This is a genomic window from Bacillus sp. FAU20 (assembly GCF_056033865.1).
In genome coordinates this window covers 24,848-40,074 of the sequence record NZ_JBVYHY010000003.1, presented here as the reverse complement: position 1 = coordinate 40,074, position 15,227 = coordinate 24,848, and the positions used below count along the sequence as shown (strand labels likewise).

The following is a 15,227-nucleotide window of genomic DNA, read 5'->3' as shown; positions in this document are numbered from 1 at the left end:
GTGAGCTCGTAGTTAGTTTACAACACAAAAAGGACTACTAACTACGGAAAGAAGGAATAACGATGAGGAACATCCAAAGTCGACAAATTATTAAAGAAGTTTTTATGGTTTTAATCGGTTCATTTATTTTAGCAGCAGCGCTATATCACATTCACTTCCAAAACCACTTAACAGAAGGTGGCTTTGTAGGTATCGCACTATTCATCCAAAATTTTTATGATATTTCACCATCTATTTCAACTGTAATAATGGATATCCCAATTATTCTACTATGTGCTTCATTGTTAGGTAGAAAAATGGTTGGCTATTCATTCTTAGGTTCAATTTCATTCGGAGTATTTTATTCTCTTATGGAAAATTATTCTCCATTTACGGTCGATTTATCAAACAATTTATTTATAGCTGCAGTAGTTGGCGGTGCGTTAGCTGGTATTGGACTCGGTTTTATATTGCGATTTGGCGGTGCAACCGGTGGAGACGATATTTTAACAATTGTATTAAGTAAAAAAACACGTTTTACAATTGGGCAAATTTTCTTCGTCTTTGACGCGATTGTTCTTGCGCTTTCATTATATTATTTAAATTGGACAGAAATTGCTTTTACTATTCTTTCAATTGCCGTACAGGCAAAAACATTGGATTTAATTTATTATCCAAAAGCAGAAGAAAAGCAACCAGTATCTATTCCAATGTCCAAAAAGCATGCAACAAATTAAAAAAGCGAAAGGCTTCGGCCTCTCGCTTTTTTTATGCTCTTTTTTCTTTCTCGACTATGTGACGCACTTGATAAAATCTATTTGCAAATTCAGTAACGTTTCTTGTTAAACGATAATTCACTGTAGATCCAATTGCCATTCCAATTACCGGTATACCTTGGAATAATTTACGACGAAGAGCATAAATCGAAAATGTCTTCAAAATTTGTTTTAACACAACCTCAGTAGAAGCTGTTTGTAGCACTGCTTCGTCTCCTTCGTAGAAGAACGAATCTTCTTGTTCCAGCTCTTGCAATAAATTGTACCATGCATATTGCTGAAGTCTTCCTGGTAGTAATGATGCATGAAACACCTTTAACGCAAGCATCATTTCATACGGCTTGTTCACATCATGTCCAAATGATGTGGCAATAAGTTGGACTGCCTTCACATTTAACGCGATCATAACCGGAAAATCCGCCGTTAATAATAATAAACCTCCAGCACCTGTTGCCCCGCCTTGTACAAATGAATATAGACGATGACGTGCTGTTTGCTGCTCTGCTATGTATGTTAATTGATCAATAGATAATGCTTTCAAATCTTCAAGCTGTTCAATCGATTCATCAAATAATCTTGATGTTCCTAAAATCCGATTACGTGCATCTAACTGTGCTTGTGAACTTTGAATAAATGCATGCAAATGAAAGAGCCATCCATCTGCTTTCGTGAAGAATTCTTTTCGCTTTTTCTCAGGTAATTTCGCAACTGCAGTATGTAACCATTTATCAAACACTTTTTGAAAATCGGTCGCTTCTTGCTCAACTAATTGCGCTTCCCATTCTTTTATATTGTCTAAAATGGCTTGTTCTCGCTTCGATCGCATCGTAACAACCACCTCGTTCGATTTTTTTCTATTGTAACATATTTCTGCTTATTCTTTACAAATATGCTTGTATATCTCTTTTCACATACCCTTTATAAGCGACATAAAATAATAGCAAAAAGGATGAGTTGCATCACATGAATCTATCCAATCTAAAACAAAATTATAACGCAGTATTCAGCTTAGGACAAAACTGCTGGCCTGCTTGGGCATTATATCAATTCGAATTATCACCTTTTTTTGGCGTTATTGATTTTATGCTAAGCCCCTCATTAGAAAAAGTGAATGTATTATTACAAAATCGATTTGACCGCTTTTTAAATTTCGAAAATTTATCCTTCATCTCATTTTGGGATGATGGTGCAAAATTAAGACTCCGTGATAATCTATATGAAATCGACTCTTGCCACGACTTTAAAACAGATGTAAACACACCAGCTTCTTGGCCTTCTTATACAGAAATTAAGTTAAACTATGAACATCGTATTAATCGTTTTCTAGCTACAATTGAAACAGCAGCATCCATATTATTTATTCGAACTGGAGGAACATATGAAGAAGCATGTTCCCTAGAACAAATTTTATCTCAAATCGTTACACATACATTCTCTGTCCTATTACTCATTCCTGAAGATGTACCAACCATCACCCAAGAAGATTGGGGATTACAAAATATTTGCGTTATAAAATGCCCTATTATGGATGTATACCAATACAATGAAGCATTTTGGAAAGACTTATTTGATGGAATTACAGTTAGACCGCACACTTAAATACACGATACTTTTATCACACCATACATTATAATCGTCCTTATACAAAACAAATAAGGAGTGATTGTATATGTATCCACGTGCAAAAGCTTTCGGTCTTGCTGTACATCAAGATCGCCTTCTCGTACAAGAATATTATACAGAAGGCGAAATATATTATCGTCCTCTTGGCGGTTCAATTGAACTTGGTGAAAAATCAGCACATACTGTTATTCGGGAGTTTAAAGAAGAGCTTCATACGGAGATAGAAATCACCAATTATTTAGGTTGTTTAGAAAATGTCTTTCATCTAGATCGAGAAATTGCTCATGAAATCATTCAACTATATTCTTTACGTTTATTAGACACGTCACTATATGAAATGGAAAAAGTGAATATACAAGATGAGCAAACAATATCGTATGCGAAATGGATTCCTATTACGGCATTCATTCAGAAAGAAAAAACATTATATCCGGATGGAGTTTTAAAATACATCCAAAAGAAAAAAGACGAAATCCTATAGGATCTCGTCTTTCTTTTCATATATTAACCAATATCTCCAAGACGTAGTACGTCACGAGCGATCATAACTTCTTCGTCAGTTGGAATTACGATAATTTTTACTGGAGAGTGTGGGAAGCTGATGAATGCTTCTTCACCGAATACGTTATTACGTTTTGCATCGAAGTATACGCCCATGTACTCAAGGCCTTCTAATACGCGCTCACGAATAATCGCACTGTTTTCACCTACACCAGCTGTGAAGATGATTGCGTCTACACCTTTCATACGAGCAGTGTAAGAACCGATGTATTTGTGGATACGGCTTACGAATACATCAAGTGCTACTTTCGCACGGTGGTCGCCTTCTTCTTCTTTCGCAATGATGTCACGTAGGTCACTAGAGTATCCAGTAAGACCTAACATACCACTTTTCTTGTTTAATACGTTAACTACTTCTTCTACTGTTTGGCCTGTTTTTTCCATGATGTATGGAATTAACGCAGGGTCAAGGTTACCAGAACGTGTACCCATTGTTACACCAGCAAGTGGAGTGAAGCCCATAGAAGTATCGATAGATTTACCGCCTTCTACTGCTGCGATACTTGCACCGTTACCTAAGTGACAAGAAAGTAAGCTTAAGCTTTCAATTGGACGACCTAATAATTCAGCCGCACGCTCAGTTACATATTTATGAGAAGTTCCGTGGAAACCGTATTTACGGATGCCGAATTTTTCATAGTACTCATATGGTAAGCTGTATAGGAATGCAGATTCCGGCATTGTTTGGTGGAATGCTGTATCGAATACTGCTACTGCTGGTACGTTTGGTAATACTTCTTGGAATGCTTTAATACCAACAACGTTTGCTGGGTTATGAAGTGGTGCTAAATCGCTTAATTCTTCGATATCAGCTAATACTTCATCAGTAATTAAAACAGAGTCAGCAAATTTTTCGCCGCCGTGAACAACACGGTGACCGATACCGCCAATCTCATCTAGAGATTTAACGATTCCGTTTTCAGTTAATTTTTTAAGAAGCATATTAACTGCTACTGCGTGATCTGGAATGTTTGTAATTTCTTTTTGTTTTTCGCCATCTACAGTAATAGTGAAGATACTATCTTCTAAACCGATACGTTCTACTAAACCTTTTGTTAATACTGTTTCACTTGGCATTTCAAATAATTGGAATTTTAAGGAAGAGCTTCCTGCGTTAATCGCGATGATTTTTGACATCTAGTCTTTCGCCCCTTTTTCTCTTGGTAGTTGTGTGGATGTTTCCACAAACCGCTCGATTTTATCTGATCAAATTCACCAAATATGAAAACGTTTCATCATTAGCAAATTTTATACTCACGATTTTAATTTAAACATCGTCCGACATATATTTCAAGTGAAAAAATTGTAACACCAAGAAAAAATATATATTACAGATTTCAAAAAAATTCAGTTAAATCTTGTATATATTTAAAAATATGACATATTATATAAAACTGTACTACATAAATCACTAATACTGTTACATATACCTAGCTTTATTTATGTGTTGCAAACCAAGTATTTAATTGATCCATAATGTCTTCCATTGCCTTCATGTTAGAGAATTTAGGCAATTCCACTAATAACGCCTGTTTTGGCATTGTTACATTAGCGCCTTTCTTTTGGAGAACAAATATACTTTTTGCATTTTTCTCGTTTTTAAACATGGAAACAGGAAGCTGTAATAACCCTTGAATAAAGCATGTTTCTTTAATAAATGCATGTAATTTTGGTGCCTGGTCACTTTCAAAAATGAAGTTTGGTACTAAGAAGAATAAGTACCCGCCCTCTTTCGTATGTTTCACACTTTGTTCAATAAATAAGTGATGGGCATACGACATTCCTTCATCTGCTTTTAATTTATATTCACTTGCACCGATTTCGTTTGGATAATAACCAACCGGTAAGTCTGAAACGACTGCATCAACTGGATCGATATAAAGTGGTGCTAGTCCATCTTGATGGAAGAATTCGATTGCATGCTTTTGTAAATTTGCATTTACTAAAGCAAGTTTAATTAGCACTTCATCCACTTCTACACCAAATCCACTCATTGTTAGTCCTTCTTTGGCGCTATTAAACACTGTAGTCATTAAATTTCCTGTTCCAATTGCAGGATCTAAAACTGTGATCTCGTTTTGACCTTGCATAAATTTATGGAATAAGTAACTCATGAACATACCAACTGCATCAGGTGTCATTTCGTGATTCGCTTGTACGCCTTCTTTCATTCCTTTTAAGATGGCTAACTGAAATGCTTTACGAATTTCTTCACCTTTATATGTTTCTTCATTAAACGTACTATATTCACGATTCAGCCTTTCAATTGCTGATTCGGATAATTCCTCTTGTAAAATCGCTCCCTCAAACAAGTTATCACCTGTTTCTACAAGCGCCTCTAAATATGTTACATCTAATTCTTTACGTAAAACTACCGCAGAAGAATCAAAAATAGAAAATAATGTTTCTACTGTCTGACTCACGTACATTCCTCCTTCTCTCTTTTACACATAACTTATATCATACCACAAAGTGATTTTTTCCAAAAAGAAAAAGCGACCTCCTGTAAAGAGCTCCCCTTTAGTTATATGTGATATAACGTTTTTTCTCATATATCGATGCCGTTACAGAGCAATATATGAGAAAAAACGACCTCTTTATAAGAGGTCATTTTCTTCACATTACTTCGCAGATTTAGCTGCTTCTAATGCTGCTTCATAGTTTGGATGGCTTGTACCTTCGCTTACGTACTCTACGTAAACTACTTTGTCATTGCTATCTACTACGAATACTGCACGAGCAAGTAAACGAAGTTCTTTCATTACTAAGCCGTAAGCTTCACCGAATGAAAGGTCACGGTGGTCAGAAAGTGTTACAACATTTTCTAAACCGTTTGCTGCACACCAGCGTTTTTGAGCGAATGGTAAATCAGCGCTAATTGTTAATACTTTTGCGTTTTCAATACCTGCTGCATCTTGGTTAAAACGACGTGTTTGTGCATCACACACACCTGTGTCGATTGAAGGTACAACACTAATTAATTTCACTTCGCCTTTGTATGTTTCTAAACTTACTGGAGATAAGTCGTTTGCTAATACTTGGAAGTTTGGCGCTTGATCGCCAACTTTAACTTCTGTTCCAACTAAAGTCATTGGATTACCTTTAAAAGTTACGTTTGCCACTTGAAAATCCTCCCTTATTTAAACAAAATATGTACAATGTAAATGATAGTTTGTCCCTATCGATAATGCAAATAAAATCGCTTTATTTACAAAAAAATTAAAGAAGCTAACCTATTGATTAGCTTCTTTATTCTTTAAATTTGAAATTCTGGATCATCTTCTTTTCGTTTATCCATCATTTCTTTCACTTTATCAACAGCTTGTGGCGCTAATTCAATTATTTTATCGATGACGTGTGTTTGTTTATCTAAATGCAATACTTTCACACCATCTCCATTTATAACAAGAAAGGCAACAGGATTAATAGAAACTCCTCCACCACTTCCCCCGCCAAATGGATGACGGCCTGAATGTTCTACTTTACCAAATTCACTTCCACCAGCAGCAAATCCGAAACTTACTTTCGAAACTGTAAGAATTACGCTTCCATCTGCCGCTTTAATTGGGTCACCAACAATTGTATTTACATCAGTCATTTGTTTTAAATGCTGCATTGCTGTTGTCATTAAACCTTGAATTGGATGGTCCATTCTATATCCCCCCTATGCTTGAACAGATTTTTCTGCCATACCAGATCTTTGTCTTCTCATAAAGACGAGTAATTTGACGCCAGTTTTTATAGCGCGGAATATACGAAAAGATGCTGTTAACTCGCATCTTGATGCAAATCCTTTCCCTTGAAAAACTGGGGTAATTTCAAATTCTGGTACGTCGACAATATGCATATATTGTCCGACAACTCCAGCAACCATACCTTTTGTCCCCCATGCATATCCAGTGACAATTCCAGTACTAGCTGCATCGCCTGCTCCAATTTGTGTATGCCATTTCCAACCATTGATTTTCACTCGTTTGAGAAAATCTTTAACAATAGTATGAACTTCTTGAAGCTTTTTTATCAGTTCACCAATGCTGTCAAGTTGCGCCATAATTTTATTATCGAGTCCGCCGTCTTCTTCAGCTTTTTCGATTTTCTGTCCTGTCTTTTTCTGCTGTTTTTCAATTCTTTCCAACACATCAAATGTATATCGAATCATCCATATTTTCACTTGAAGCAAACATTGCTTTTCCATTTCTGAATATAAAAATGTCACCTTAAGCTTTATTTTCGACAATAGTATAAACAAAATAAAAAGAAGAAGAATTATTATTCCAATTACGAGCCACTTCATACGTATCATCCTTTCACTCCGTACCCATTATCGACAACTTTATGCATCATTAAACAGAGTTCTATAAGATTGAATATAAAAATTTTTCTAAAAATAAAAAGGTGTTTTGACAATTTATATCGAAATATATTATTTGAACATATCATCAAGGAACAGACTCTCATGATATGTAGCACGAAAAACAGAAAATTTAACTGCAGTGGAGGGATACATAATGGCAGATCGTCGCAATTTATTTTTCTTTTATGGTGATGACAAAGCAACGCTCGTTGAAAAAATGAAACCAATCTATCGTATTTTAGAAGAGAATGGATTTACCATATTAGATCATCCAAAAAATGCAAACGCTATCGTCAGTGTTGGAGATGATGCAACTTTCTTACAAGCCGTTCGTAAAACTGGTTTTAGAGAAGATTGTTTATACGCAGGGATTTCTACGAAAGATGAAACTTCGTTCTACTGCGATTTCCATATTGATCACGTTGATACAGCCCTTCAAGAAATTACAAAAAATGAAATTGAAGTGCGAAAATATCCAACAATTCAGGTAGATGTAGATCATAGTACATCTTTCCATTGTTTAAATGAGTTCTCATTACGTTCTAGTATTATTAAAACATTCGTTGTAGATGTTCACGTTGATGATTTATACTTCGAAACATTTAGAGGGGACGGTTTAGTAGTTTCTACCCCAACAGGAAGTACTGCTTACAATAAATCATTGCATGGTGCAGTTGTTGACCCGCTTATCCCATGTTTCCAAGTAAGCGAACTAGCATCATTAAATAACAACACATATCGTACACTCGGTTCACCGTTCATTTTAAATCACGAACGTACATTAACTTTAAAACTAAAACCAGACGGTAACGATTATCCTGTTATCGGCATGGATAACGAAGCGCTTAGCATTAAACAAGTAGAAAAAGCTGTTGTACGCTTAAGCGATAAACAAATTAAAACAGTTAAATTAAAAAACAATTCTTTCTGGGAAAAAGTACAAAGAACGTTTTTATAGAATTAAAATAACCGCAGAATTATGTAATTCCATAATTCTGCGGTTATTTATTTACCCCAATTGACGCGGACAATAATCTCTTACTATCCGGCCGTTATTCTTGTCAGTTTTTGTCGGTAAGTCGATATATTTTAATAATCGCTCATATATTTTTACTCATCTTTTCTATAGACAACTTGGCCATCTATTACGGTCATTTCTGCTTGCACTTCTTTTATTTCTTCTGCCTCAATTTCAAAAATATTGCGGTCTAATATTGTAAAATCTGCTTCATATCCTTTTGTAATTTGCCCTTGCTTCGCTTCTTTTCCGATTGCATAGGAACTTCCTGTTGTAAATAAAGAAACAGCCTCATAAATCGTTAATCTCTCCTCAGGCATATAGCATACACCGTCAATAAAACTTCTACGTGTAACAGCGCTATATATGCCTAAAAATGGATTCACTTGTTCAATGGGAGCATCTGAGCCACCGTTGCAGTGTAATCCTGCTTCCAATAACGTCTTCCAAGCGTACGCATAACGAAGACGACGCTCGCCTAGTTTTTCAATGACTGACGGAAAATCTGATGAAAGAAAGACTGGCTGTATATCGATAATGGCTTGCAAGTTTTTCATTCTTTCTATCAACTCTTCACGAGCAAGCTGACAATGAATAATACGGTCACGTAACCCTTTTGCTGGTGGATATAATTCGAGTGCATCAATGACATATTCAAGCGATAAATCACCGATAGTATGAATCGCAACTGGCATATGTAATTCTCGTGCTTTCTTCACTAATTCCGCAAGTTCTTCACGTGAGAAAATCGCAACCCCATTCGTTTCCTTCGCATCTTCATACGGTTCACTTAATAATGCTGTTCTTCCGCCAAAAGAACCGTCAGAGAAAATTTTCATTGCCCCAAATTCAATATAGTGTTCATTTTCATATTCTTTTCGTTCATGTGCTACTTCATGATGAACGAGCAAATGGGCTTTAAATGGCATTTCTTTTATAACGTGAGAAAACGCATTATATGTTTTTCTAAAACCACCATAATAATTTAAATCTTCCGTATGCCCGCCAACAAGTCCGTATTTCCAGCAATCTTTAATCGCTGTTTGCAGAGCTCTTTGCAAATAAGCTTCATCAATTTCTGGCTGAACGTGTTTAATTAATTCTTGCCCTTGTTCATATAAAAGCCCTGTTAACTTATTTGATGAATCCCTGCCAATTTTTCCGCCTTTTGGATCTTGCGTCGCTTCTGTTATGTTCGCTTCTTGCAGTATGTATGAATTAACCCATGTAACGTGACGACAAACTCTCTTTAATAAAATGGGATGGTCTTTCGAAATTTCATCTAAATCATGCGCGTGAACATCTTTCGTATCTGTAAAGTTATTTTCATTCCATCCTTCTCCAATAATCCAAGCGCCCTTTGGAGCTTCTTCCGCTTGCTTCTGAACGAGAGTAAGCACTTCACCATAAGATGTGCAATTTGATAAATCTAGACGAAGTAATCTCTCCCCATGTCCAATAAGGTGCATGTGGCTATCAACGAGACCTGGAATCATCGTTTTGCCTTTTAAATCGTGCAATGTAACCGCGGCATATTGGTTTTCTAACTCTTCTTTACTTCCAACATCAACGATCGTACCGTTTTCAACGTAAACTGCGTCCACTTTTTTATTTTCTTCTCTCATTGTGTAAATGGTGCCGCCATACCAAATTTCTCCCATATATCCCATCTCCTTTATTTTTTATTGTATAAAAAAAAGCACCATTTCAAAATATGGTGCTTTTCTTAAAATTACTTTTGTTCAGTAGTAGACGTTGTAACTTGCCATTCAATATTAAATTTATCTTTTACTTGTCCGTATGCTGGGCTCCAGAATGTTTCTTGAAGTGGCATGATAACTTCTCCACCTTCTTGTAACTTATCGAATACTTCTTTTGCTTTTTCTGCATTACTAATTTGAATTGCGATTGTTACTTGAGATCCGATTGCATGCTCTTGACCCGGGAATGTATCAGAGATCATAAGATCCGTATTACCAACTTTTAAAGTAGCGTGTAAAACGCGCTCTTTCGCTTCAGCTGGAACCGGGTATTCTGGATTTTCAGGCATATCACCAAAAGTTTGCATGACTTCTACTTTTGCATCTAAAGCCTCTTTATAAAACTGTACAGCTTCTTGCCCACTGCCATCTAAAACTAAGTACGGATTAATACCTAAAATCATACGGACACCTCTTTTTTTAGTTTATAGAATCGAACTTGTGTTCGTTTTTATTTTATCATTGTTTTGCATTTCATTCAACTATTTACTTCACTGTTTTCAAAATTATTTTGACGGAATCTCCATCTCTTGTTTTCTAAGTTCAATACGGCGAATTTTTCCAGAAATCGTTTTTGGTAGTTCATCTACAAATTCAATTTTGCGAGGGTATTTATATGGTGCAGTGAGTTCTTTGACGTGTTGTTGGAGTGTTGGAATTAATGTTTCTTCGTTCTTTTCTATATTCTCTCTTAATACGATAAATGCCTTCACGACACTTCCACGAATTTCATCAGGACTTGCGACAACTGCACATTCTCTTACGTACGGATGTTTTACAAGAGCATCCTCTACTTCAAATGGCCCGATTGTATAACCAGAACTAATAATGATATCATCACCGCGCCCTTCAAACCAGAAGTAGCCGTCTTCATCTTTCTTCGCTTTATCACCTGTAATATAATAATCACCGCGAAATTGCATCGCTGTACGTTCATTGTCTTTGTAATATTGTTTAAAGAGGGCCGGCGTTTCAATGTGAACTGCAATATCACCAACTTCGCCTACTTTAACTGGAGTACCTTCCTCATTTACGATATCGACGTGGTTACCTGGCGTTGGTTTCCCCATTGATCCTGGTCTAATATCCATCCCTTTCATTACACCAACAAGTAATGTATTTTCCGTTTGCCCATAGCCGTCTCTTACTGTAATATGAAAGTGCTTTTGGAACGTTTCAATGACTTCTCTATTTAACGGCTCTCCTGCGGATACAGCGCTATGTAATGCCTCTAAATTGTACTGGCTTAAATCTTCTACCTTTGCCATTAATCTATACTCAGTCGGTGTACAACAAAGCACATTCACCTTATTATCGTCTAATAAATTCAGGTACGTTTTCGGTTCAAACTTACCGTGATATACAAATCCTGTTGCCCCTGATCCTAGCGTTGCTAAAAACGGGCTCCAAATCCACTTTTGCCAGCCTGGACTAGCTGTTGCCCATACAATATCATTCTCTTCAATTCCGAGCCAATTTGGAGCGCTCGTACGTAAATGAGCGTATGCCCACGCATGTGTATGAACGACACCTTTTGGATTTCCTGTCGTTCCTGACGTGTAAGATAAAAAGACCATATCTTCTTTATCTGTCTTCGCCATTTCTAACATGTCACTCTCTGTTTCTAACGCTGTTTTCAAATTAACCCATCCATCTACTGATTGCTCGCTCAGGACAAATTTTCGAAGAGATTCCATCGCTTTTATATCATCAAATTGCCTAATATACGGCTCATAACTTACTATCGCTTTTACTTCTCCATGTCCAATTCGATATTCTATATCTTTTTTACGTAACATTTCCGAGCTTGGAATTACGACAAATCCTGCTTTAATAGCAGCAATATACGTCATGTACGCTTCAATTAAACGCGGCATCATAATGAGAAGCTTGTCCCCTTTTTGCAAACCACTTTTTATAAAAGCGTTTCCAATTTTATTCGCACCTTGCATTAATTCAGCGTATGTAACTTCCCTTCGATTCCCTTTATCATCTTGCCAAATTAAAGCTAACTTCCCTTTATCACACGTATATTTCTCTATTTCAGAAACTAAATTATAAGACGGTGGCGCCAACAATTCTTCTCGCTTCATAAAATATCCTCCCTTTTCTTTATGCCTCCTTTATATAATAAAGAATTTTCTGTTAATTTTGAACCCTCTTCTTTTGACAAATTTTTCAGTTCTGTCGAATTAGCAAACGAAATTACATCGACTTACCCACAAATAGCGACACAACACAAAAAAGAAAGAGCGGGAGAACCCGCTCTTTCTAAGCCATCATATGGGATTATTTTTGGTAACCGCCTAATTGTTGCTCAGCTAGTGAAACTAGACGTTTAGTGATTTCACCACCAACAGAACCGTTAGCGCGAGCTGTTGCATCAGCTCCAAGTTGAACACCAAACTCTTGAGCGATTTCGTATTTCATTTGGTCTAATGCTGATTCAGCACCAGGAACCGCTAATTTATTTGTGCTACGTGACATGTTATATCACCTCCTTGTGAGTATAGAGTGTGATAAATAACATGACTTCATACACGTTTTAGATATGGTAATTTATGGTTTTAGAAAAGTTCTTCAAATTTTTCTTCTTCCGCCACTACTTCTACCGTTTGTAATACCATTGTTTCTTTGTTCCCTACAGCTTCATCGATTAATGGCGTGAAATCGTATTTCGCTTCAAAACGATTTGCTTTTTCACGTTTCGGCTTTGTCGCTGGGCTTGCTGGTGTGAATACAGTACAGCAATCTTCATATGGACGAATTGAAATATCATATGTGCCGATTTCTTCAGCGATTTTAATAATCTCTAATTTATCCATCGTAATAAGCGGACGAATAACTGGGTAGTTTGTTACTTCGTTAATCGTATGCATACTATCTAACGTTTGGCTTGCTACTTGTCCAAGACTTTCACCAGTCGTAATTGCAAGTGCGTTACGCTCCTCAGCAATACGTTCTGTAATACGCATCATCATACGGCGCATAACCGTCATTGAATAGCTAGATGGGATTTCTTTATTAATCGTTTTTTGCACTTCTGTAAACGGAACAAGGTGAAGCGTTACTCGTTTACAATACTTCGTTAACTCTTGCGCTAAATCGATTACTTTTTGTTTTGCACGCTCACTTGTGAAAGGTGGACTATGGAAGTGAACTGCTTCCACAGATACGCCGCGTTTCATCGTTAAGTACGCTGCTACTGGGCTATCAATACCACCAGAAAGAAGTACCATTACTTTTCCGCCAACGCCAACTGGTAAACCGCCAGCTCCCATACGCTCATCGCACATGATATAGCTATAGCCACTGCGGATCTCTACGCGTACATTTACATCTGGATTATGAACATCTACTGTAATATCTTCTGTGTTTTCTAGAATATGTCCGCCAATCTCAGGTAATAATTCCATCGTTCTCATTGGGAAATGCTTATAAGAACGGTGTACAGTAATTTTAAATGTTTTCACATCACCTTTTACTTGTAAGAAAGCTGCTAATGCACCTTCTTTAATGTCTTCTAATTCTGATGGTACTTTCATCGCTAAGTTAAATTTATGAATACCGAATACATCCTTCAATCTTTCAGAGACTGCTTCATGATCTTCACCATTTAACTGGATGTACATACGATCATGTGTTGCATCGATTTTAATATTTGGGAATTTTTTCAGTTTGAACTTCACGTTATCTTTTAATGTGCTTACAAACTTAGAACGGTTCTTACCTTTTGTCGTCATTTCTCCATAACGCACTAAAATATATTCATATTTCAACATAATTTCTTTACCTCATCACTTCATATAATTTTGGTATCGTCTCTTTTACAATACCTTCAAATTGTTTTACTTCTTCCATTGTGTTTTCTGGTGCCAAACTAATACGAATAGCGCTTGCAGCTGCTGCATGCGGCACTCCCATTGACACTAACACTCTGCTCACTTCATTTGCTTTTGAAGAACAAGCAGATTTCGTTGACACATATACACCGTGTTCTTCTAAAGCATGAACGACTACTTCTGGTTTTAAACCAACAAATGATACATTTAAAATGTGCGGTGCTGCATAGGCAAGCGACGTGTTAATCGTTACATCTTCCATCTCTTTAAAGAAACGAACAAGCTCTGCTTGTAAACTTTGCAAATGAGCTACCTTTTCTTTCACTTGTTCCATTGTCATGCGAAGTGCTTTCACCATCGCTACAATGCCAGGTAAATTCTCTGTACCAGAGCGATACTTAAGCTCTTGTTGACCACCTGATAAAATTGGATCTAATCTTACGCCATCGCGTACATAGAGAAGACCCGTTCCTTTTACACTGTGGAATTTATGTCCAGATATTGAGCAAAGATCAATATGAGAAGCATATAAATCAAGCGGTACTTTTCCTATCCCTTGCACATGATCTACATGGAATCTTATTTTCGGATGATTCGATAATAACGTTCCAATTTCAGCAACGGGCTGAATTGCTCCAGTTTCGTTGTTCACATGAATAATTGACACAAGAATCGTATCTTCACGAAGTGCTCGTTTCACATCTTCTACCGATACAACCCCATGCTCGTTAACCGGTAAATATGTTACATCAAACCCGAGTTCTTCTAATTGCTTATATGCCTCAAACACAGACGCGTGTTCAATATTTGTTGTAATGATATGTTTGCCGCGCGAACGATTCCTCATCGCTATCCCTTTAATCGCAAGGTTATTCCCTTCCGTTCCACCTGATGTGAAAATAATTTCAGAAGGTTTAACACGAAGAAGCTGCGCTGCAATCGTTCTTGATTGTGTTAATAGACGCTCTGCCTCTCCTCCAAGCGAATGAATAGAAGAAGGATTACCAAAATATTTCCCAGCAACCGTCACGTATGATTGAAGAGCTTCTGGATATGGCTTCGTCGTCGCACTATTATCAAAATAGATCATCGTTCTTCCCCTTTCAGCGCTATCACATCGTATAATCATATCATAAATACGTGTCATTACGCTAAGACTACGCAAAGGTTCCGTTTTATCTCGATTGGTGAAGACTAATAATTGGCGAGGATGCCCTCCTATTACAGTTTCACTTTATCCCGCGTTAACGGGCAATAAGACTCTCACCTCAAAATCCAGTTAGAGCAAAGAAGTTAGATGGGAGATTAACTGCC

General features: G+C 36.8%; 16 protein-coding genes. 4 read left to right on the top strand and 12 right to left on the bottom strand.

The window, feature by feature from the left end; translation table 11 throughout:
- Positions 1-62: 62 nt before the first annotated feature.
- On the top strand, positions 63-716 hold the full coding sequence (locus tag AC0OM3_RS00445) for a YitT family protein (RefSeq protein WP_001244525.1): 654 nt from the start codon (positions 63-65) through the stop codon (positions 714-716).
- 31 nt (positions 717-747) lie between these two features.
- Here AC0OM3_RS00445 and AC0OM3_RS00440 read toward each other — a convergent pair whose 3' ends face one another.
- Positions 748-1,581, bottom strand: a complete 834-nt coding sequence (locus AC0OM3_RS00440; protein WP_001256852.1) for an EcsC family protein — start codon at positions 1,579-1,581, stop codon at positions 748-750.
- Between the two features lie 137 nt (positions 1,582-1,718).
- On the opposite strand from AC0OM3_RS00440, the gene AC0OM3_RS00435 reads away from it, so the two are divergent.
- Positions 1,719-2,354: a DUF1796 family putative cysteine peptidase gene (locus AC0OM3_RS00435; RefSeq protein ID WP_001054295.1), complete on the top strand. Its 636-nt coding sequence runs from the start codon at positions 1,719-1,721 to the stop codon at positions 2,352-2,354.
- Between the two features lie 70 nt (positions 2,355-2,424).
- Complete coding sequence (locus tag AC0OM3_RS00430) at positions 2,425-2,859, top strand: NUDIX hydrolase (RefSeq protein ID WP_000283502.1); 435 nt, start codon at positions 2,425-2,427, stop codon at positions 2,857-2,859.
- Between the two features lie 23 nt (positions 2,860-2,882).
- On the opposite strand, the gene ackA is transcribed toward AC0OM3_RS00430, so the two are convergent.
- The 5 genes from ackA to AC0OM3_RS00405 all read right to left on the bottom strand — a co-directional run bounded on the left by ackA (position 2,883) and on the right by AC0OM3_RS00405 (position 7,242).
- Positions 2,883-4,076, bottom strand: a complete 1,194-nt coding sequence (ackA, locus tag AC0OM3_RS00425; protein WP_000034575.1) for an acetate kinase — start codon at positions 4,074-4,076, stop codon at positions 2,883-2,885.
- A gap of 299 nt (positions 4,077-4,375) precedes the next feature.
- Positions 4,376-5,362, bottom strand: a complete 987-nt coding sequence (locus AC0OM3_RS00420; RefSeq protein ID WP_000084367.1) for a class I SAM-dependent methyltransferase — start codon at positions 5,360-5,362, stop codon at positions 4,376-4,378.
- 198 nt (positions 5,363-5,560) lie between these two features.
- Positions 5,561-6,061, bottom strand: a complete 501-nt coding sequence (gene tpx / locus AC0OM3_RS00415) for a thiol peroxidase (protein ID WP_000024529.1) — start codon at positions 6,059-6,061, stop codon at positions 5,561-5,563.
- Between the two features lie 134 nt (positions 6,062-6,195).
- On the bottom strand, positions 6,196-6,591 hold the full coding sequence (gene ytfJ, locus AC0OM3_RS00410) for a GerW family sporulation protein (protein ID WP_000350003.1): 396 nt from the start codon (positions 6,589-6,591) through the stop codon (positions 6,196-6,198).
- A 12-nt stretch (positions 6,592-6,603) separates the two neighbouring features.
- Positions 6,604-7,242, bottom strand: a complete 639-nt coding sequence (locus tag AC0OM3_RS00405) for a DUF2953 domain-containing protein (protein ID WP_002164202.1) — start codon at positions 7,240-7,242, stop codon at positions 6,604-6,606.
- A gap of 205 nt (positions 7,243-7,447) precedes the next feature.
- Here AC0OM3_RS00405 and AC0OM3_RS00400 point away from each other — a divergent pair, with 205 nt between their 5' ends.
- Positions 7,448-8,251 (top strand): NAD kinase, encoded by an 804-nt coding sequence (locus AC0OM3_RS00400; RefSeq protein ID WP_000785185.1) that lies wholly within the window; start codon positions 7,448-7,450, stop codon positions 8,249-8,251.
- A 152-nt stretch (positions 8,252-8,403) separates the two neighbouring features.
- Here AC0OM3_RS00400 and AC0OM3_RS00395 read toward each other — a convergent pair whose 3' ends face one another.
- The 6 genes from AC0OM3_RS00395 to AC0OM3_RS00370 form a co-directional block, all read right to left on the bottom strand.
- Positions 8,404-9,972: an amidohydrolase gene (locus tag AC0OM3_RS00395; protein WP_474210986.1), complete on the bottom strand. Its 1,569-nt coding sequence runs from the start codon at positions 9,970-9,972 to the stop codon at positions 8,404-8,406.
- Between the two features lie 71 nt (positions 9,973-10,043).
- Entirely contained in the window at positions 10,044-10,475 is a 432-nt protein-coding gene (locus AC0OM3_RS00390; RefSeq protein WP_000600361.1) for a VOC family protein, read from the bottom strand.
- A gap of 102 nt (positions 10,476-10,577) precedes the next feature.
- On the bottom strand, positions 10,578-12,164 hold the full coding sequence (mbcS, locus tag AC0OM3_RS00385) for an acyl-CoA synthetase MbcS (RefSeq protein WP_474210985.1): 1,587 nt from the start codon (positions 12,162-12,164) through the stop codon (positions 10,578-10,580).
- A gap of 196 nt (positions 12,165-12,360) precedes the next feature.
- Positions 12,361-12,558: an alpha/beta-type small acid-soluble spore protein gene (locus AC0OM3_RS00380; protein ID WP_000091640.1), complete on the bottom strand. Its 198-nt coding sequence runs from the start codon at positions 12,556-12,558 to the stop codon at positions 12,361-12,363.
- 80 nt (positions 12,559-12,638) lie between these two features.
- Entirely contained in the window at positions 12,639-13,853 is a 1,215-nt protein-coding gene (thiI, locus tag AC0OM3_RS00375; RefSeq protein WP_074593284.1) for a tRNA uracil 4-sulfurtransferase ThiI, read from the bottom strand.
- Between the two features lie 7 nt (positions 13,854-13,860).
- Entirely contained in the window at positions 13,861-15,003 is a 1,143-nt protein-coding gene (locus AC0OM3_RS00370) for a cysteine desulfurase family protein (RefSeq protein WP_089148223.1), read from the bottom strand.
- Positions 15,004-15,227: the final 224 nt, after the last annotated feature.

Bases quoted from the DNA above. Each gene is read 5' to 3' on its own strand.
- AC0OM3_RS00445 (WP_001244525.1), top strand. From the start codon at position 63: ATGAGGAACATCCAAAGTCGACAAATTATTAAAGAAGTTTTTATGGTT.
- AC0OM3_RS00440 (WP_001256852.1), bottom strand. From the start codon at position 1,581: ATGCGATCGAAGCGAGAACAAGCCATTTTAGACAATATAAAAGAATGG.
- AC0OM3_RS00435 (WP_001054295.1), top strand. From the start codon at position 1,719: ATGAATCTATCCAATCTAAAACAAAATTATAACGCAGTATTCAGCTTA.
- AC0OM3_RS00430 (WP_000283502.1), top strand. From the start codon at position 2,425: ATGTATCCACGTGCAAAAGCTTTCGGTCTTGCTGTACATCAAGATCGC.
- ackA (WP_000034575.1), bottom strand. From the start codon at position 4,076: ATGTCAAAAATCATCGCGATTAACGCAGGAAGCTCTTCCTTAAAATTC.
- ytfJ (WP_000350003.1), bottom strand. From the start codon at position 6,591: ATGGACCATCCAATTCAAGGTTTAATGACAACAGCAATGCAGCATTTA.
- AC0OM3_RS00405 (WP_002164202.1), bottom strand. From the start codon at position 7,242: ATGATACGTATGAAGTGGCTCGTAATTGGAATAATAATTCTTCTTCTT.
- AC0OM3_RS00400 (WP_000785185.1), top strand. From the start codon at position 7,448: ATGGCAGATCGTCGCAATTTATTTTTCTTTTATGGTGATGACAAAGCA.
- AC0OM3_RS00395 (WP_474210986.1), bottom strand. From the start codon at position 9,972: ATGGGAGAAATTTGGTATGGCGGCACCATTTACACAATGAGAGAAGAA.
- AC0OM3_RS00390 (WP_000600361.1), bottom strand. From the start codon at position 10,475: ATGATTTTAGGTATTAATCCGTACTTAGTTTTAGATGGCAGTGGGCAA.
- mbcS (WP_474210985.1), bottom strand. From the start codon at position 12,164: ATGAAGCGAGAAGAATTGTTGGCGCCACCGTCTTATAATTTAGTTTCT.
- AC0OM3_RS00380 (WP_000091640.1), bottom strand. From the start codon at position 12,558: ATGTCACGTAGCACAAATAAATTAGCGGTTCCTGGTGCTGAATCAGCA.
- thiI (WP_074593284.1), bottom strand. From the start codon at position 13,853: ATGTTGAAATATGAATATATTTTAGTGCGTTATGGAGAAATGACGACA.
- AC0OM3_RS00370 (WP_089148223.1), bottom strand. From the start codon at position 15,003: ATGATCTATTTTGATAATAGTGCGACGACGAAGCCATATCCAGAAGCT.